Genomic DNA, 18400 nt, shown 5'->3' with positions numbered 1-18400 from the left:
CAGTAAGGAGATTGATAATATGGGAGTTTGTGTAGATTTATTTAAAGAATATGAAAATAAAGAAGAAGTCGTTTATCGTTTTTTTCCTTGTGAAGATGAAGAAAAAGCAGGGAAAATTCAATTTAATAAACTAGAAAAAAAATCTGTAGAATTAGAACCAGCTAAAGGCGAAGGTGCAAATTATTATTTTCTTAAGGCAGTTGGCGCTATACAAAAACATGTAAGAAATTCACCTGATTTAGTTGAATTCCCTGAATTCTTATTTTCACAATCGTAAAAATAAAAACAAGCTCTCAGTATTAAAATGTACCCTATAGAATAGACACTTAAAAAAAAGTCTATTCTATAGGGTCTTTCTTGTATAATGAGAGAAAAATGAGAATCGGAGAAATATCAAAATGACGAAAAAACTGTTCACAGAAAAAGAAGTTCAAGCACTATCAAAGAATCGATACGTAAAATCAGTCAGTCAGAAAGGGATTACTTATACAGATGAATTCAAACGTATTTTTATTGAAGAAAATGAAAAAGGAAAACCACCTCGTATTATTTTTGAAGAATGTGGATTTGATATAGATGTCATCGGTCTACAACGTGTTGTATCATCAGGAAATCGATGGCGTACTTCCTATAAGGAAAGGGGGGTATTTGGTTTAAGAGATACACGTAAGGATAACTCCGGAAGAAAGTCAGAGAAAGAACTTACATTAGAAGAGAAATATGCACGTTTAGAAGCGGAACGAAACTTATTAAAAGCTGAAAATGAATTATTAAAAAAGATCAAGCTTATGGAAGGGAGGATGGGAAAGAAATAAGGTTACACCCCAGTCAGAAATACATCTTAATTCGTACTATTATTGAAAGGTATAACCTGAAAAATATGGTGAGATATTTGTGTGAGATCGCTGGTGTTTCGCGCTCTGGATACTATCATTATTTTTCCGCTACTGCTCAAAGTCAGCGAGAGAAAAGAATGCATCAAGATGAAATGGCGAAAGAGCTCATAGTAAAGGCATTTCAATTTAAAAACCGAAAGAAAGGGGCTCGTCAAATTAAAATGACATTGGCGGGTCAATTTCAAGTTGTTTACAATTTAAAACGCATCCGAAGAATCATGAAAAAATATGGAATTGTCTGTCCCATTCGGAAAGCGAATCCCTATAAAAGAATGTTGAAAGCGACGAAAGAACACTTTGTAGTACCTAATCAATTAAAACGAGAATTCAGGCAAGGTATACCTGGAAAGGTACTTCTTACAGATATCACATACCTGTTTTATGGCAAAAATCAGAAAGGATACTTATCTACCATTCTAGACGGGTCTACGAATGAAGTTTTGGCTTATCATGTTTCAGAACGGCTTACTCTAGATATCGCAACGACAACTCTTCGTAAACTAAAGAGGAATAAGAAAGTGGAATTAACACCAGATGCATATATTCATTCAGATCAAGGAGCTCATTACACAAGCCCTACCTATCAAAAGTTGGTCAAAAAATTAAAGCTAGGACAATCCATGTCAAGACGAGGAAACTGTTGGGATAATGCCCCTCAAGAATCCTTTTTTGGGCACTTTAAAGATGAAGCACACATAAAAACTTGTACATCTTTCACTCAGTTAAAACAAGAAATTAAAGACTATATGAAATACTATAATCAACACCGCTATCAGTGGAATTTAAAGAAGATGACCCCTGTTGAATACAGAAATCATCTTCTTGATGCCGCCTAACTTTTTTTAAAATGTCCTTTACAAAGGGTACGGATTAGTATTGAGAGCTTGTTTTTATTTTATTATTACATATGTCGGACTTGCAGTAATATAGAATGTTTCGCCTTTACTATTATACACTTTATATTGTGGTGTTCCATTAACATTTACCTTTGCATCAATTGTAAATCCTAAACCTAAACCTACAGTGCTAGCAAAATCTTTATCCTGCATCAAGATTTAAGTAACTCCTTTTTCAGCCCACACAATATAAGTTTCTGAATTCATTTTAATAAAAACACACGGCAATATGCCGCGAACAAAAACATTGAGTTAATCGATGGTGATGCGCTCATTCATATGATGAAGTTACGAATTTAGTATGTGGGGAATTTTTGAAATCAGATATGGACTTAATTCGTCATGAAATATTCGAATCTCGATTTGAAGGGATTTTTAAAACTGATTATAAAACAGCACATGATGCAACTTTAAGATCCGGTCGCCCTTGGAAAATACCTGATATAGATGCAGAATAAAAATGGAGGTGATACACTATGGCAATCCATATAACAATGAATAAAGAATTTGAAGATGAAGAGATAGTTGTATATCAATATTATCCATCTGAATCACCAGAAAAAGTTGGGAAAATGTATTTTCATAAAAAAGAGGAAATGTTTTATGATTTAGAACCTGTTCCAGAAGAATCAATCGGAACAAGAAAGCATTATTTTAATTGTGCGATTTCTAGGATAGTAATATGCCTGAGAAATGGTGGAGAATTTTTGGACGAAATGACATATGGAGTATAGAACAACAAACAAAGATATAAAAAAAACGGCTCAAATAAAGAGTCGTTTTTTTCATACTGTTACTAGGTTAATAGACTTCATTTACAGTAACATTTTTACCCTGTCAAGAAGAGTATTATTAAAACGTAGATTATTAATCTATAAATCTTGCTGATTAATAATAGGAGGAAAAAATATGAAATACATGGCATATGTAGAAAAAATCGATGAGCTAATCGAAGAGGCAGTTACAATAAATATTAACGGTGTAGTGTTTACGGGATTCTCCACTGTTTGTCCATATAAAATTGAAGAAGGAAAAAGTTATCCTGTTATTCTCGACATTACAGTTTTTGATGATATTGAAATAAATGAAGGAATAGATGGAGTGAAAAATTTAAAGAAAATGGATAATTCCATCAAGTATCGTATCAGCGGAATATTAAATCGTTGGTTTATTGATGCAGGGATTATTATTATAGACGAAGATGAAATATTCCTGGAACATAGTGAATACTTTAACAAGTATGTTGAAATTGAAGTTGATAGAATCAATATTGAATTTGTAAAAGAAGGCTAGTCATTTTCCACAATTTCAAACTAGAAATCAGGAAATCATTTTCCTCGGACAACTCCAAACATGAAATTCAATATAAATAAAGGGGGCCTTATTTATGGCAATATGTTTATTAATGACTAAAGAATTTGAGAATGAAGAGATAGTTGTTTATCAATACTATCCTGCTGAATCACCCACTAAAATAGGTAAGATGCACTATAATAAAAAGGAACGAATGTTTTATGACATAGAGCAAGCTCCAGTGGATTCATTAAATATGAGAGAACATTATTTTAATTGTGCGTGTATTAGGATTGCGCGATGTCTTAGAAAGAACGAGGAATTTCCAGATAGCATGGCATATCAAGCATAATGAAACGAACATAAAAGAAGCCGCTCAACAGGACAGCTCTTATTTTACTTAACCTCATATCACCAATATCTACGATCAAGGCATTCTTTTATTCCATTAAGTTGCCCATTAGGTGTTTCGTAGGGGGAGCAAGCTCCTGATTTGATGATGTTTGGTTTTGTTGATGGCGTTGCAGCTTTAATTTAGATGGATTATTCTTTTCTTCACTAGTGTTTTTAATATTTACTAAACCATTATCAAATGCATATTGGAGTAGTGTCACATCGCCATCAAGTTAAGAAAAGAAAGTCCCCGAAAACGAGAATTGCTCGTGTTTTTAGTCCAAGAACGTTAGTTATTTAATCTTAAAAGAACAGCTTTTTCTAAATAAGGGATTGCATTAGTTGCAGATGGACTTAGCGTTGTAAATCCACATTTTTATGACGCTATCCCATATAGAAATTCACCATTCTCCAGTCCAAAATGTTATGCAATAAAAAAATGTCTCGAATTTGAGATATTTCTCTTGCTTTTTAGTCACTTGAGGTGTAAAGTGATAGTAACGAAAGCGATTGAGTCATATGAAAAACATACACTCAGTTGCTTTCGACTTACAAAAAAAGTAACTTATGCAGTAAAAACTAAGATGAATTTACAAAAATATAATTAAGAATAAATTGAAACGTTAAAAACCATATTAGTTGTGGAAAATGTCATTTTTTTTAGTTATCACTTGACTAGTAAAACGAAACGGAGGAATAAACAATGTATGAAATTAAAGGGCATCATCACATTTCGATGGTTACGAAAAATGCAAATGAAAATAATCACTTTTATAAAAATGTACTTGGTTTACGTCGCGTGAAAATGACAGTAAACCAAGATGATCCATCAATGTATCACTTATTTTATGGAGATAAAACAGGAAGTCCAGGTACAGAATTATCATTTTTTGAAATTCCTTTAGTAGGAAAAACATACCGCGGTACGAATGCCATTACTCGAATCGGATTACTTGTTCCTTCAGAGGATAGCTTGCATTACTGGAAAGAACGATTTGAGACATTTGATGTGAAACATAGTGAAATAACAACATATGCAAATCGTCCTGCTTTGCAGTTTGAGGATGCTGAAGGTCTTCGCTTAGTATTACTCGTTTCAAACGGAGAAAAAGTAGAGCACTGGGAAACTTGGGAGAAATCAGAAGTTCCTGCAGAGCATCAAATTCAAGGAATGGGTTCTGTAGAAATGACAGTTCGTAGACTTGATAAAATGGCGAGTACACTTACAGAGATGTTTGGTTATACAGAGGTTAGCCGAAGCGAAGAGGAAGCAATTTTTCAATCCATTAAAGGCGAGGCTTTTGGAGAAATCGTTGTGAAATATTTAGATGGTCCTACTGAAAAACCGGGCCGCGGTAGCATTCACCACCTAGCAATTCGTGTGAAAAACGATACAGAGCTTGCTTATTGGGAAGAACAGGTGATACAAAGAGGCTTCCAGTCTTCAGGAATCATCGACCGTTTCTATTTTAAAAGCTTATATTTCCGCGAATCAAACGGAATCCTATTTGAAATTGCGACAGATGGACCAGGATTTACAGTTGATGGAGATGTGGAACATTTAGGAGAAAAACTTGATTTACCACCGTTCCTAGAAGATCAGCGTGCAGAGATTGAAGCGAATTTAGCACCTATTGAAGAGAAGTAATAGAAGAGAAAATATAAAATAAAACTTAAAACCACCGGAGGAATATAAAATGAACCAATTAAAAGGAATTCACCATGTTACAGCAATTACAAGTAGTGCAGAAAAAAACTATGAGTTTTTCACTCACGTTTTAGGAATGCGTTTAGTTAAAAAAACAGTAAACCAAGATGACATTCAAACGTATCATTTATTCTTTGCAGATGATAAAGGTAGTGCAGGAACAGATATGACATTCTTTGACTTCCCAGGTATTCCAAAAGGAGTACACGGTACAAATGAAATTTCAAAAACTTCATTCCGCGTGCCAACTGATGCAGCGTTAGCATATTGGGTGAAACGTTTTGACCGTCTGGAAGTGGAACATACAGGAATTAAAGAGCAATTTGGTAAGAAAACTCTATCTTTCGTTGATTTTGATGACCAACATTATCAATTAATCTCAGATGAACTTGATAAAGGTATCGAATCAGGTACACCATGGCAAAAAGGTCCAGTTCCATTAGAATATGCAATTACTGGTTTAGGACCTGTATTTATCCGTATTGCGAACTTTAGTTTCTTCAAAGAAGTGTTAGAAAAAGTTCTATTATTTAAAGAGGTTGCGCAAGAAGGAGAATTCTATTTATTTGAAGTGAACGAAGGCGGAAACGGTGCATCTGTTATTGTAGAACATAATACGGTTCTTCCAGAAGCACGACAAGGTTTTGGTACGGTTCACCATGCTGCATTCCGCGTAGAAGATCGCGCTGTATTAGAAGAATGGATTGAGAGAATCAGTAGCGTAGGGCTTCCTTCATCTGGTTATGTAGATCGTCACTTCTTCGAATCGTTATATGCAAGAGTTGCACCACAAATCTTATTTGAATTTGCAACAGACGGCCCAGGATTTATGGGAGATGAGCCATACGAAACACTTGGCGAAAAATTATCTTTACCTCCATTCCTAGAGCCAAAACGTGAAGAAATCGAAAAATTAGTTCGTCCAATTGATACAGTGAGAAGTACGAAGGAATTTATTAAAGAGTAACAGTAGAGAGAATAAGTAGGAGAGCAAGTAGTTTTAGCGGATTGCTGGAACTGCTTGTTTTTTTGTTTTCGCTTTATAAGTATTTTGCTAAAATGAATGTAAAACTGATGGAGGAATAGAATGACGAAAATTAATGGGTATACTTGTAGATGCTGCGGTACATATCATGAAGAAATTCCAACGAGCTATGGATCATCAGCGCCTGTTTATTATTATGATGCTGAACCTGAAGAGCGAGAAGATAGATTTGAAATGAATGATGATTTATGCGTAATGGATGGAGAACATTTTTTCATTCGAGGAAGTATTGAAATTCCTATCATTGGTACAGATGAACATTTCATATGGGGTGTATGGGTTTCATTAAGTGAAGCAAATTTTGATAAGGTGAATGAATGCTGGGATAAACAAGAACTGTTAGAGCCAATGTTTGGGTGGCTTTCTACAGATTTACCATATGAGCTGGAAACAGTAAGTTTAAAAACGATGGTTCATCCAAGAGCCGATGGTATTCGTCCTTATATTGAACTAGAGCCAACAGACCATCCTCTAGCAATGGAGTTTAGAGAAGGCATAACGATGGAACGGGTACAAGAAATAGCGGAACAACTGTGTGTAAATAGTGATAATGAGTGCTGATTATTTGTTCAGTGCTCTTTTTTCATTATGTGAAAATCAAGTGTACGATTTTATAAACTCATTTTTACGGTTCTAATTCGGAAGTATTCAGGATATATACTCTATTGTTTAACTTGAGCCAAGATATAATAAGAATCATGAAGCATTGTACTTCAAGTAACCTTAGTTCGGGTATTCGCTGAGCTAAGGTTATTTTTATCTCGCTTTAATGGGCAGTAAGACCCCCACCTCAAAATTCAAGGAAAGCAAATAAGTTAGGTGGGGGTCGGGCTGCCCGTTAATGCCCGATTGGTTCAACTAATAATCAGTGGGGGACGGATAAAACCCCCACTGATTAAAGTTTCACTTTATTTGTTCTATGAAATTTTCTGAAAAATATTTCTCAAGTTTTATAAATAGAAAAAATTGGTATAATTCGTTTAAATTATAAATTTTCTGACAATTATTTTCGATACATAGAAAAGAGGTGATAATATACAATTTGGATAATTGTATAAATATCCTAATTTTGTAAGTTTGAAGAGAAGGGGATGCGAGTGTATGGGAGCAGATGTAGTAACAAGGGAGCAAATGAAACATTCTTTAGATGATTGGTATCGTGTAATGTTGCAGCAAAATATAGAGAAAGCAACGGAGATGAAAGAGGAGATTGAAAGTAAGATTAGTGGTTTGGACGTGGATCAAGATGTATTACTTTATCATACATTATTGAATTTTAGATATGATGCATTAGTTGATTGGATTGGGGTTAGAGAAGATAGCTTTGATAAAGTGGAATCTTTTGAAATCCCGGCAGAAGGTTTTCTAGCTTATTACTATCACTTCTTTAAAGGGTTTCATTGTACATTAATTTCAAATTATAACGAAGCGAAAGAACAGTATGAGCAAGCTGAGAAGTTATTAAAATATATTGCAGATCCGATAGAGCATGCGGAGTTTAATTATCGGATGGGGAATTTGTATTATCAAAAATATGACCAAGTTCATGCAATAGATTACTTGAATAGGGCAAAAACAGCATTTTTGCAATATCCAGGCTATGAAATAAAAGTAGGATTATGTGAAAATGCTTTTGGACTATGTTGTGTAGACATAGATCACTATGAATTAGCGGAAGAGAACTTTAATTCTGCTATGGAAGTATTGCAAAAAGCAGATCAAAAAAAATATATGCTAATGGTTCGGCATAATTTAGCTTGGCTTTATGCTAGTCAAAATCTTTCAGAATTAGCGATTCGTCACATATCTGAGGTGACCAAAAATTACCCAGAACACTTTAAAGCCTTGTTTGTAGAAGCACGTGAACATTACAAATTAGGACAATATAACTTAGCGAATCCAATTGTTGAAAAAGGTTTAAATATTTGTGTTGATTTAGGAGAAAAAGAATTTCAACATCGGTTTAAAATTTTGAAAGAACTCAATGGAAAATCCTCAGTATCAATTATTGAAGATGTAATTTTAGAAGGAATTTCTTATTTTGAGAGAGAAAGATTATGGGATTGTATTCAAGAATACACTGAAATTTTAGCACTGAAATTTTATGAGTTTGATGATCATGTTAAGGCAAGTAAATATTTTTATATGAATAATAAGGCTCAAAAAAATATATTGGAAAAGGGAGCGTTAAAATAATGAAGAAATTTCGTTTGGCTATTGTTGGGACTGCATTAGTAGGGGTATTATCAATTGGGTTCAATAGTTCTTTTACAAATCAAGCTGTAAATATTGGTGACACAGGAGGAGCACCAGCAAGACCAGACTACGTTAATATTGGTGACACAGGAGGAGCACCAGCAGATAATAGAGGTGATGGCGGCGGTATTAGCAAGCAAGACTCACACGCTGACCATTTTTAAATTAAATAACAAAGTGAAGGGACCTCACAACGAGGTCCCTTTTCTTTTTACGACCAAAAAGAATTGACTTACTTTAAATATGTAACTATAATAGTTACAAAATAACTATCACTAATAGAAGTGAGTAATATTTTTTTAGTATAATTGTAACTAAGTTAGTTACAATTAAAATTAATTATAAAACAACCAAAAAATGTAAAAACTTTAAATAGCAACAAGAGAAAGGAGACGGGAATGTTGAAACGGTTTAAGTTTTATATGATTAGCGGTATTGTGCTCGTTTTGCTTATCGTATGTAACTTCGTTGATAAGCCAATTGCGAAGGTTGGAGAAGTAAAAGATACTGTTATGATGAAGCTGAATACGAAAGAGAGTATGGCACAAATTGACGGGCAGACGATTTATTTTAAGAAAATTGGTGAGGGGAAGCCTCCTTTACTTATGCTGCACGGGTTTGGTGGTTCTTCAGATGGGTTTAGTGATATTTATCCGGAACTAGCGCGGGACCACACGATTATTGCAGTGGATATTTTAGGGTTTGGGCGTTCTTCTAAGCCAATTGATTTTGAGTATTCGTTTCCTGCACAAGTGAATTTATATTATAAGTTAATGAAAAAGCTCGGATACGATCAGTTTGCGGTGCTCGGTCATTCAATGGGCGGAGAGATGTCCCTCAATTTAGCGTATTTATATCCGGACGTAGTGACGCATCTCATTTTGGCGGATTCTACAGGAATAGAGTCTTTCCAGCAAAAAGAAAGTTATGAAGTGCCGCCACTATCGACAGACTTACAAACGGTAACTGAGATTACGGATTACAATAAAAATGAAGTGAAAAATAGTCGTGACGATAAAGAGCACTATAATCAGCTGACGAAAATGAGAGAGCGCCGTATTGCGATGGAAGCCGATAAAATTAAGGTGCCGACTCTAATTATATGGGGTAGAAATGATAAGAGCGTTTCTTGGAAAAATGGTGAACTGTATCATAGGCTATTTGCGAATAGTACGTTCCATATTATTGAAAAAGGATACCACGCACCGTTTCGTCAGGAACCAATCGAGTTTATGGAATATGTACAAGCGTTCTTCGCGAAGAATCCACAACGATAAAATTTTAAGCATAAATCTACTTCTTTCCTCATACAGTGAAACTAATAAGGCTTGTCTAAGGAAAGGAATGAAGTAGAGTGGAAACTTTACCATGGTGGGTGTATCTTGTAATCGTTGGGATCGTATTAAGTGGCTACATGGTTTTATATACTTCAAAAAAAGAGCAAGAGATGGATAATGAGTTTATTGAAAAAGAAGGCGAAGTGTATATGAAGCGTTTAGCAGAGGAACGCGAGAAACGTAATCAGGATAGTGATAAAGATTCTGTATTGCTTTAATAGAAATGTTGAAAGGCTATTATCTAGTAGAAGTTTACATCTAGGTGGTAGCCTTTTTCTTTTTTTGGAAGCATGTATACGAAATTCATTATGAACTTTTATTGAGGGGCATTTATATATATGTTTCTTCATAAGAATGGAACTAGCGGGGTATTTACTAGGGGGGATTAACAATGCATAGGGATGAAACTTCATTACATCCGGATACAGGTGTTACATCTGTAATGTTTGTTGAGCGTTCATTAAATGAAATTCGTTTTTGGTCTAGAATCATGAAGGAGCATTCTCTTTTTCTTCGCTTAGGGTTTAGATGCGAGGATACGCAACTAATTGAAGAGGCGAATCAATTTTATCGATTGTTTGAACATATTGAACAAATAGCGCATTCCTACACAAATGAAACAGATCCTGAGCAAATCAAAAGATTTAATGCAGAAGTACAACAAGCTGCAACTAATATTTGGGGGTTTAAACGGAAAATTTTAGGGTTGATTCTCACATGTAAATTGCCAGGACAAAATAACTTTCCACTGTTAGTTGACCATACGAGTAGGGAAGCTGATTATTTTAGAAAACGTTTAATGGAATTAAATGAAGGGAAATTAGATGCCCTTCCTGATGCTATTATTAAAGAAAATGTTTTCTTTTTGAGGATTATGGCAGACCATGCTAAATTTATTGGTCACCTTCTTGATCCATCGGAAAGAAAGCTTGTAGATACAGCTCGGAATTTTAGCAATGATTTTGATGCATTAATGTATCAAGCAATTGACTTAGAATCAATGAAACCACAATCCCAAACAGTCCCTCTTCTAGATCAATTTTTAGATCAAAATCGTGTGTCGGTTGCATCTCTTCGGGATTTTAAGAAAACAGCACGTGATTTAATTGAGCAATGTAAAATAAAGAGTATCATTCATCCATTATTAGCAGATCACGTTTTTCGTGAAGCTGATAGATTTCTTGAAATCATTGATATGTATGATATTCATCTTACAAATATTCAATCACAACCTAGATATTAGAAGATAAGGAAAGATACTATTTTGCTTTCAGTTGAGAAGTTAACAATGTATTGTTAGCTTCTTTTTTGTGTAGAAATGTCTCTTTAAAAACTACATAATTCCCTTTGACCAAATATGTAATTCTCTGTAAAATGATATATATGGAAAGATTATGAATATACAGGGAATCTGTGGATGTTAGCTTCTAATAAATTATTCAGGGGGAATTTATTAGTTAAGTATATTAACTTGTTTGCAATACATTTTACAAATAAAGGGGTATTAGTAATCATGAAAGCAAAAAAATTAGTAAGTTTAGCATTACCAGTTATGTTATTGAGCGGTTGTATTACAATTGAAACGGATGGTAAGAAAGCCGAACCAAAGAAAGAAGAAACGCAAAAGGTAGAGAAAGAGAGTAAGGCTGCTGAAAAAGAGAGTAAGTCAACTGATAGCAAGAAAGAGGATAGCTCATCTGTAGCGAAAGGTGAAGGTACAAACAGTAGTTCATCAAGTAGTCAACAAAGTTCCTCTTCTAATTCTTCAACTGGTAAGGTAACTGGTTCGGATGTTGAAAGGTACAAGGCAGATATCATAAACAGTGCTACTCAAATTGAAGATACAATGAAATTAATTGAAGGAATAGCAAATTCAGACGTAAAATCATACAAACAAAAGAAAAGTGAAGTACAACTAAGTTTAGGTGGAGCGAAGGCAACAACGAAGAAACTGAAGAATTTACAAGCGCCTCCTGAATTACAGGGAGAACAAGCGAAGATAAAGCAATCGATGGAACTGTATGCGGATTGTTTCCAACTTCTCTTTGATGCATTAGACCAAGAAGACGAGAGTAAAATGCATCAATCATTAAGTAAAGCACAAGAAGGTTCAAAACTGTTTGAAGAAGCAGCGAAGAGTATCGGTAGTAAAACCAACTAAGAATAAATGGCTTAAAGGGTTATGAGGTATGAAAGTGAAGAAACTAATAGCTGCTGCAGTTCCAGTTGCTTTATTATTAAGTGGTTGTGTTACAGTAAAAGATTCGGCAAATAAAGAAGAAAAGACAGAAGAAACAAGTAAAATCTAAGGCCTCTGAAACGAAGGGAAAATCAACTAATTCGAAAGAAGAGAGTAAAGATGTTCAAAAGGTTCGCGTTTTTGATGAAGATTATGCACAATATTTATTAAACATTGAACAGGATATGTTAAGACGATTTGATTACAGATTTTCCGAATAGGAAAGCCCACTACGGTGCGATAGTACCCCCTTTAGGGGTGGGATGATAGTGAGGTCAAATGCGATGTATAGATAAAATACCGAAAGTATGTTCTGTACATCAAGTATTTGAAATGGTATAATTTTCATAACAGACAAGTGAAAGTCTCTAAAATAATCTTGTTCTCTGAAAACAGAATACATATGAGGTTGGAGTAACAAATTCTTCTGCTCCGTAAAATGTATTGAGTCGTCAAGTACAAGACGCTAAAACACATTTGAGAACTCACAATCTGACTCGTTTGGTAATAGAACGAGTGCCGTATCTGCTAGATGCACTGGATATGGAGTGGTGATGGCACACCGCAATCTTGCACGTCAGCGATACTAGAAATAGACTTCGCCTTTGGTAGCAAGAATCCCACTGACGTTAGTCAGCTTGCGGCTTTAGCCGTGGGAGTGTCAATATGATGGAAACACATTACAAATTTATCATATGGACGATAACGTTCGTATTCGGTATGCAAAACAATAAATAATCGGCAAGAAACCCTGTAATAAATTTTACAGGGTTTTTTGTTCGTTCTAATTGTATTTCTTCATTATCTTCCTAAATACTAGTATAAGTTGGGAGATGAATAAAATGATTTTCTTTCTGGAGAATGATAAGAAGGGGGATCAGGATAGTGATAAGGATTCGGTTTTATTATAATTATGGGAGCGTGGATAACGTACTGTTATCCACTGTTTTATTTCCTAAAATATATCAACGATTTTTCAAATATATCGAACACAACTTGAAATATATCAACGATTTTTTCAATATATCGACGATTCGACATAGGATATCGACTTACCGACACAAAACGACAATATTAAGAAGCACGGTTATTGTTCGGGAAATTATTATTGGAACATAGCATATAGAGTGTACATACTAAATAGCACCATTATAAGCTGTAACGCACAAGTTGCACAGCCAACGAAACGACAACTCGCTTTACTCATCATCATGTATTTGCTCTTACTAGACGTAGATAGGTGAGAAACATAGTATGATTTTTAGTGAACGTTTAAAAGAAGAACGAGAAAAATGAAAGAAATCCCCTACACCAGCTGTTCTTTTCACTCAAATTGTGTACTATAAAGGATAGGATGACATAAAGAAGGGGAAATTTAGAATGGAATTTCATGAACAAAAGATTTTGCCGGCAGTAAGGCAAATTAAAGATTTGGAAAAGCTATTACATAGTTCGTATGAGTATATCGTTATTTTAGATATTCATGTCGGTCAATTGAAGAGTGTTATATCGCTTGCGAAGCAATATTGTAAAAAGGTGTTTTTACATGTGGATTTAATTCATGGTTTGCAGAGTGATGGGCATGCGACGGAGTATTTATGTCAGGAGTTTAGGCCGTACGGGTTACTTTCAACAAAGGCGAGCGTGATTATGAAGGCGAAGCAAAAAGGTGTTGTGGCAATTCAGCGTATCTTTTTAATCGATTCGAGTGCAATGGAGAAGAGTTGCAATCTTTTAGAAAAGACGAAGCCGGATTATATAGAGGTGCTCCCAGGAGCGTTAACAGATGTGATCGCTGAAGTGAAAGAGCGTACTGGTGTACCGATTTTAGCGGGTGGTTTTATTCGTACTGTTGATGATGTAGAGAGAGCTTTAAATGCTGGTGCGACAGCAATTACGACATCAAAACGCGAACTATGGAAACATTACCAAAAAAAGTGACGAAAATGTGAAATAATTCTGTTGACACCGCTTTCATTAACGGTTAACATTATAGACAAGTTAATAAACGTGACGGAGAAAAGTAGAGATCCACATTTCATTGTTTCTATATAAATTTATATAGAAGCGTGCAAAGCTGTGGGTCTTTTTCTTTTGACAAAAACGAATGGCCATTCATTTTACCTCTATCACATTTGAAAGCGTTTAAATTGATTGTGGAGGGATACTATGTCAGCATTTTTAGGAGAGTTAATAGGGACTGCGTTGTTAATCGTACTTGGTGGCGGCGTTTGTGCTGGTGTAAGTTTAAAGAAGTCGTTTGCGAAAGATTCTGGTTGGATTGTTATTACAATGGGCTGGGGCTTAGCGGTAGCGGTTGCAGCGTACGCGGTTGGATCAATTAGTGGGGCACATTTGAATCCAGCTTTGACGATAGGATTAGCATTTAAGGGAGCGTTCCCATGGAGTGACGTACCTGGTTATATCGCAGCACAAATGATTGGGGCAATTATTGGGGCAGTTATCGTATATTTACATTACTTACCACACTGGAAAGAAACAGAAGATCCAGGAACAAAGTTAGGTGTATTTGCAACAGGTCCAGCAATTCCGAACACATTTGCAAACCTTTTAAGTGAAATGATTGGAACATTCGTTTTAGTATTTGGTATATTAGCAATTGGTGCAAATAAATTTGCAGATGGATTAAATCCATTTATCGTAGGTTTCTTAATTGTAAGTATTGGTTTATCATTAGGTGGAACGACAGGATACGCAATCAACCCAGCACGTGATTTAGGTCCGCGTATCGCGCACTTCTTCCTTCCGATTGCAGGAAAAGGCGGTTCAAACTGGAAATATGCATGGATTCCAGTAGTAGGTCCAATTTTAGGTGGATCACTGGCAGGATTATTCCATCAAGTTGTATTTGAAGGAAAACAAAATGCAGCACTTATTTATGTGATTATTGCAACTGTGATTGTACTAGCAATCTCTTATATGACAAGCAAAAAAAGTGGAAGCAATACAAATAGTAGAAAAGTAGCATAAGGGGGAAACCATTATGAAAAAATATATTCTTTCATTAGACCAAGGAACAACTAGCTCACGCGCAATTCTTTTCAATAAAAAAGGTGAAATTGTTCATTCAGCTCAAAAAGAGTTTACACAACATTTTCCAAAGCCAGGCTGGGTAGAGCATAACGCGCAAGAAATTTGGGGATCTATTTTAGCAGTTATCGCAACTTGCTTAAGTGAAGCAGATGTAAAACCAGAACAAATCGCTGGTATCGGTATTACGAACCAACGTGAAACAGCGGTTGTATGGGATAAAACAACAGGCAAACCAATTTATAACGCAATTGTATGGCAATCTCGCCAAACAGCTGAAATTTGTGATGAGTTAAAAGAAAAAGGTTATGGCGAAATGGTTCGCGAAAAAACAGGTCTTTTAATTGACGCATATTTCTCTGGTACGAAAGTAAAATGGATTTTAGATAACGTTGAAGGTGCAAGAGAGAAAGCGGAAAACGGCGATTTATTATTCGGAACAATTGATACGTGGCTTGTATGGAAACTATCTGGTGGTAAAGCGCACGTAACGGATTACTCAAATGCATCACGTACGTTAATGTTTAACATTCACGACTTACAATGGGATGATGAACTTCTAGACATGTTAACAGTACCAAAGAGCATGCTTCCAGAAGTACGTCCATCATCTGAAGTGTATGGAGAAACAATTGACTATCACTTCTTCGGTCAAAATGTACCGATTGCAGGTGTAGCTGGTGATCAACAAGCGGCATTATTTGGACAAGCTTGTTTCGGTGAAGGTATGGCGAAAAATACTTACGGAACTGGTTGCTTCATGTTAATGAACACTGGTGAAAAAGCAGTAGCTTCTGAGCACGGTCTATTAACAACAATTGCATGGGGAATAGATGGTAAAGTAAACTACGCATTAGAAGGAAGTATTTTCGTAGCAGGTTCTGCAATTCAGTGGTTACGTGACGGAATGCGCATGTTTAAAGATGCAAGTGAGAGTGAAGTGTATGCGAATCGCGTTGAATCAACTGACGGTGTATACGTTGTACCAGCATTCGTAGGATTAGGTACACCGTACTGGGATAGTGAAGTACGCGGCGCTATGTTTGGTGTAACGCGCGGTACGACGAAAGAGCATTTCATTCGTGCAACACTAGAATCTTTAGCTTACCAAACGAAAGACGTATTATGCGCAATGGAAGCAGATTCAGGTATTGAACTGAAAACATTACGCGTTGATGGCGGAGCAGTTAAAAATAACTTCTTAATGAAGTTCCAAAGTGATATTTTAGATGTTCCTGTAGAGCGTCCGGTGATCAATGAAACAACAGCTTTAGGTGCAGCGTACTTAGCTGGTCTTGCGGTTGGATATTGGAAAAACCAAGATGAAATTAAAGAACAGTGGCATATGGACAAACGCTTTGAACCAACAATGGAAGCGGAAACAAGCGAAGAGCTATATGCTGGATGGAAAAAGGCAATTGAAGCAACAAAAGCTTTCAAATAATCATAAACAGTGTTATAATGGTGACAAGTTAATAATTCGGTAGGAGATTTGGAGAGACCACAACACGCTATAGAGGCGAAATCTATAGCGGAGTTTGTGGTCTCTTTTTTCGTTATCAAAGGGAGGAATTACCATGAAATTTTCAAGTAAACAACGTAAAGACGTATTAAACGGAGTAAATAAACAAGAATTAGATGTGATCGTAATTGGTGGAGGTATTACTGGTTCTGGTATTGCATTAGATGGAGCAACACGCGGGTTATCAACAATTGTGTTTGAAATGCAGGACTTTGCAGCAGGTACATCAAGTCGTTCAACGAAGCTTGTACACGGTGGTCTACGTTATTTAAAACAACTTGAAGTGAAAATGGTAGCAGAGGTGGGGAAAGAGCGTGCGATCGTATATGAGAACGGTCCCCATGTAACAACACCAGAGTGGATGTTACTTCCGTTCCATACAGGCGGTACGTTCGGATCATTCAGTACATCAATTGGTCTTCGTGTATACGACTTCTTAGCAGGTGTAAAACGAAGCGAGCGCAGAAAAATGTTTAACCGTGAAGAAACGCTGAAGAAAGAGCCTCTTGTAAAACAAGAAGGATTAAAAGGCGGCGGTTACTACGTAGAATATCGCACTGATGATGCGCGTCTTACAATTGAAGTAATGAAAGAAGCAATTGAGCACGGTGCAAAAGCTGTTAACTACGCAAAAGTAGATAGTTTCTTATATAAAGATGGAAAAGTATGTGGTGTACGTGTAATCGATTTACTAGATGGTGAGGTATACGAAGTTTACGGTAAGAAAATTGTAAACGCAGCTGGTCCTTGGGTAGATACACTTCGTGAAAAAGATAACTCGAAAAAAGGAAAAGTACTTCAGTTATCAAAAGGTGTTCACTTAGTAATTGATCAAAAACGTTTCCCATTAGGGCAAGCAATTTACTTCGATACACCAGATAAACGTATGGTATTCGCGATTCCGCGCGGCGGGAAAACTTATGTAGGTACAACAGATACGTTCTATGATAAAGACGCAGCTGTACCACAAATGACAACAGAAGATCGTACGTACATCATTAATGCGATTAACTATATGTTCCCAAGCGTAAAAATTACAGAAAAAGACATCGAGTCAAGCTGGGCTGGTGTTCGTCCGTTAATTTACGAAGAAGGTAAGAGTGCATCTGAAATTTCTCGTAAAGACGAAATTTGGACTTCTGAATCTGGTTTAATTACAATCGCAGGTGGTAAATTAACAGGATACCGCAAAATGGCTGAAATGGTAGTAGACTACGTAACGAACTTACTACAAAAAGAAGGCCATAGTGCATATCCGAAGAGCTCAACGAAACATATGCCAATCTCTGGTGGACATGTAGATGGATCTAAAGGATTACCAGCATTTATCGCGAAAAAAGCAGGCGAAGGTACGAAATACGGTTTAACAACAGCACAAGCAGAAGAATTCGCGAAATTCTACGGCTCTAACGTAGACGTACTGTTCGAATTAGCGAAAAAACATAAAGACGAAGCGAAAGAATACAACATGCCACTAGACGTTCTAATCCCACTTGTATACGCAATGGATTACGAAATGACAGCAAAACCAGTCGACTTCTTCGTACGTCGCAGAGGCGCTGTATTCTTCAACATCCACTGGGTATACGAATGGAAAGAAGCAGTAATCAACTACATGGCTGCAAAACTAGGCTGGAGCAAAGAAGAGCAAATGAAATACACAGCAGAACTAGAAAAAGCATTAACAGACGCTGTCATTCCTGTAGATCAACAAGAACATGCAGCTGCATTAGCGTAAAATAGAGAAACACCTGAAGAGAACCT

The 18400-nt window shown here is 36.0% G+C and carries 20 protein-coding genes and 3 pseudogenes; 21 read left to right on the top strand and 2 right to left on the bottom strand.

Going from position 1 to position 18400, the window contains the following annotated elements; translation table 11 throughout:
* Nucleotides 1-19 precede the first annotated feature (19 nt).
* The gene (locus QCI73_RS22080; protein WP_078417632.1) at nt 20-277 is read left to right on the top strand and encodes a hypothetical protein; all 258 of its coding nucleotides are present in this window, start codon (nt 20-22) and stop codon (nt 275-277) included.
* A gap of 121 nt (nt 278-398) precedes the next feature.
* Nucleotides 399-1732 (top strand): IS3 family transposase gene (locus QCI73_RS22075; protein WP_416274065.1). Its coding sequence is split into 2 segments (ribosomal slippage): nt 399-783 and nt 783-1732, totalling 1335 coding nucleotides; the frame shifts between segments, so codons are not numbered across the junction.
* 54 nt (nt 1733-1786) lie between these two features.
* Here QCI73_RS22075 and QCI73_RS22070 read toward each other — a convergent pair.
* Nucleotides 1787-1942 (bottom strand): annotated as a pseudogene (locus tag QCI73_RS22070) (N-acetylmuramoyl-L-alanine amidase); the annotation flags it as partial.
* 54 nt (nt 1943-1996) lie between these two features.
* On the opposite strand from QCI73_RS22070, the pseudogene QCI73_RS22065 reads away from it, so the two are divergent.
* From QCI73_RS22065 to QCI73_RS22045, 5 genes and pseudogenes are all read left to right on the top strand, one after another.
* A pseudogene (locus QCI73_RS22065) lies at nt 1997-2092 on the top strand (restriction endonuclease); the annotation flags it as partial.
* A 14-nt stretch (nt 2093-2106) separates the two neighbouring features.
* Nucleotides 2107-2250, top strand: coding sequence for a hypothetical protein (locus tag QCI73_RS22060; protein WP_236805537.1), 144 nt, complete (start codon nt 2107-2109; stop codon nt 2248-2250).
* Nucleotides 2251-2268: 18 nt separating this feature from the next.
* A complete protein-coding gene (locus QCI73_RS22055) occupies nt 2269-2526 on the top strand; it encodes a hypothetical protein (protein WP_071737263.1) in 258 nt (85 codons plus the stop codon).
* Nucleotides 2527-2701: 175 nt separating this feature from the next.
* Nucleotides 2702-3085 carry a hypothetical protein gene (locus QCI73_RS22050; protein ID WP_327923445.1) on the top strand — a complete coding sequence of 128 codons (384 nt, stop codon included), beginning with the start codon at nt 2702-2704 and terminating at the stop codon, nt 3083-3085.
* A gap of 94 nt (nt 3086-3179) precedes the next feature.
* Nucleotides 3180-3437: a hypothetical protein gene (locus QCI73_RS22045; RefSeq protein ID WP_000952062.1), complete on the top strand. Its 258-nt coding sequence runs from the start codon at nt 3180-3182 to the stop codon at nt 3435-3437.
* Nucleotides 3438-3525: 88 nt separating this feature from the next.
* On the opposite strand, the gene QCI73_RS22040 is transcribed toward QCI73_RS22045, so the two are convergent.
* On the bottom strand, nt 3526-3699 hold the full coding sequence (locus QCI73_RS22040; protein ID WP_001994609.1) for a hypothetical protein: 174 nt from the start codon (nt 3697-3699) through the stop codon (nt 3526-3528).
* 482 nt (nt 3700-4181) lie between these two features.
* Here QCI73_RS22040 and QCI73_RS22035 point away from each other — a divergent pair, with 482 nt between their 5' ends.
* The 14 genes and pseudogenes from QCI73_RS22035 to glpD all read left to right on the top strand — a co-directional run bounded on the left by QCI73_RS22035 (nt 4182) and on the right by glpD (nt 18374).
* Complete coding sequence (locus QCI73_RS22035; protein WP_000272963.1) at nt 4182-5126, top strand: ring-cleaving dioxygenase; 945 nt, start codon at nt 4182-4184, stop codon at nt 5124-5126.
* Nucleotides 5127-5175: 49 nt separating this feature from the next.
* Entirely contained in the window at nt 5176-6153 is a 978-nt protein-coding gene (locus QCI73_RS22030; protein ID WP_098593723.1) for a ring-cleaving dioxygenase, read from the top strand.
* A gap of 120 nt (nt 6154-6273) precedes the next feature.
* On the top strand, nt 6274-6792 hold the full coding sequence (locus tag QCI73_RS22025) for a DUF2199 domain-containing protein (protein ID WP_327923448.1): 519 nt from the start codon (nt 6274-6276) through the stop codon (nt 6790-6792).
* A 540-nt stretch (nt 6793-7332) separates the two neighbouring features.
* Nucleotides 7333-8427 (top strand): response regulator aspartate phosphatase, encoded by a 1095-nt coding sequence (locus QCI73_RS22020; RefSeq protein ID WP_327923449.1) that lies wholly within the window; start codon nt 7333-7335, stop codon nt 8425-8427.
* Nucleotides 8427-8651, top strand: a complete 225-nt coding sequence (locus QCI73_RS22015; RefSeq protein WP_353823731.1) for a Phr family secreted Rap phosphatase inhibitor — start codon at nt 8427-8429, stop codon at nt 8649-8651. The genes QCI73_RS22020 and QCI73_RS22015 overlap by 1 nt, the downstream gene beginning before the upstream one ends.
* A gap of 237 nt (nt 8652-8888) precedes the next feature.
* Nucleotides 8889-9764 (top strand): alpha/beta fold hydrolase, encoded by an 876-nt coding sequence (locus QCI73_RS22010; RefSeq protein ID WP_353824125.1) that lies wholly within the window; start codon nt 8889-8891, stop codon nt 9762-9764.
* A gap of 77 nt (nt 9765-9841) precedes the next feature.
* Entirely contained in the window at nt 9842-10042 is a 201-nt protein-coding gene (locus QCI73_RS22005) for a sporulation YhaL family protein (RefSeq protein ID WP_000449227.1), read from the top strand.
* Nucleotides 10043-10215: 173 nt separating this feature from the next.
* On the top strand, nt 10216-11067 hold the full coding sequence (locus QCI73_RS22000) for a DUF2935 domain-containing protein (RefSeq protein ID WP_327923452.1): 852 nt from the start codon (nt 10216-10218) through the stop codon (nt 11065-11067).
* Nucleotides 11068-11337: 270 nt separating this feature from the next.
* Nucleotides 11338-11985 (top strand): DUF7018 domain-containing (lipo)protein, encoded by a 648-nt coding sequence (locus QCI73_RS21995; RefSeq protein WP_353823730.1) that lies wholly within the window; start codon nt 11338-11340, stop codon nt 11983-11985.
* A gap of 28 nt (nt 11986-12013) precedes the next feature.
* Nucleotides 12014-12269: pseudogene (locus QCI73_RS21990) on the top strand (DUF3994 domain-containing protein); the annotation flags it as partial.
* A 1174-nt stretch (nt 12270-13443) separates the two neighbouring features.
* The gene (gene glpP / locus QCI73_RS21985; protein ID WP_000394287.1) at nt 13444-14004 is read left to right on the top strand and encodes a glycerol uptake operon antiterminator GlpP; all 561 of its coding nucleotides are present in this window, start codon (nt 13444-13446) and stop codon (nt 14002-14004) included.
* Nucleotides 14005-14232: 228 nt separating this feature from the next.
* A complete protein-coding gene (gene glpF / locus QCI73_RS21980; RefSeq protein WP_001272193.1) occupies nt 14233-15054 on the top strand; it encodes a glycerol uptake facilitator protein GlpF in 822 nt (273 codons plus the stop codon).
* A gap of 13 nt (nt 15055-15067) precedes the next feature.
* Nucleotides 15068-16558: a glycerol kinase GlpK gene (gene glpK, locus QCI73_RS21975; RefSeq protein WP_113712156.1), complete on the top strand. Its 1491-nt coding sequence runs from the start codon at nt 15068-15070 to the stop codon at nt 16556-16558.
* A 133-nt stretch (nt 16559-16691) separates the two neighbouring features.
* The gene (gene glpD / locus QCI73_RS21970; RefSeq protein WP_044792646.1) at nt 16692-18374 is read left to right on the top strand and encodes an aerobic glycerol-3-phosphate dehydrogenase; all 1683 of its coding nucleotides are present in this window, start codon (nt 16692-16694) and stop codon (nt 18372-18374) included.
* Nucleotides 18375-18400 lie beyond the last annotated feature (26 nt).

The sequence above is a fragment of the Bacillus cereus group sp. MG16 genome, assembly GCF_040459875.1.
GTDB classification, from domain to species: Bacteria; Bacillota; Bacilli; order Bacillales; family Bacillaceae_G; genus Bacillus_A; species Bacillus_A paranthracis.
Note: the sequence above shows the minus strand (reverse complement) of the source record. Positions and strands in the feature narration are given on the sequence as shown.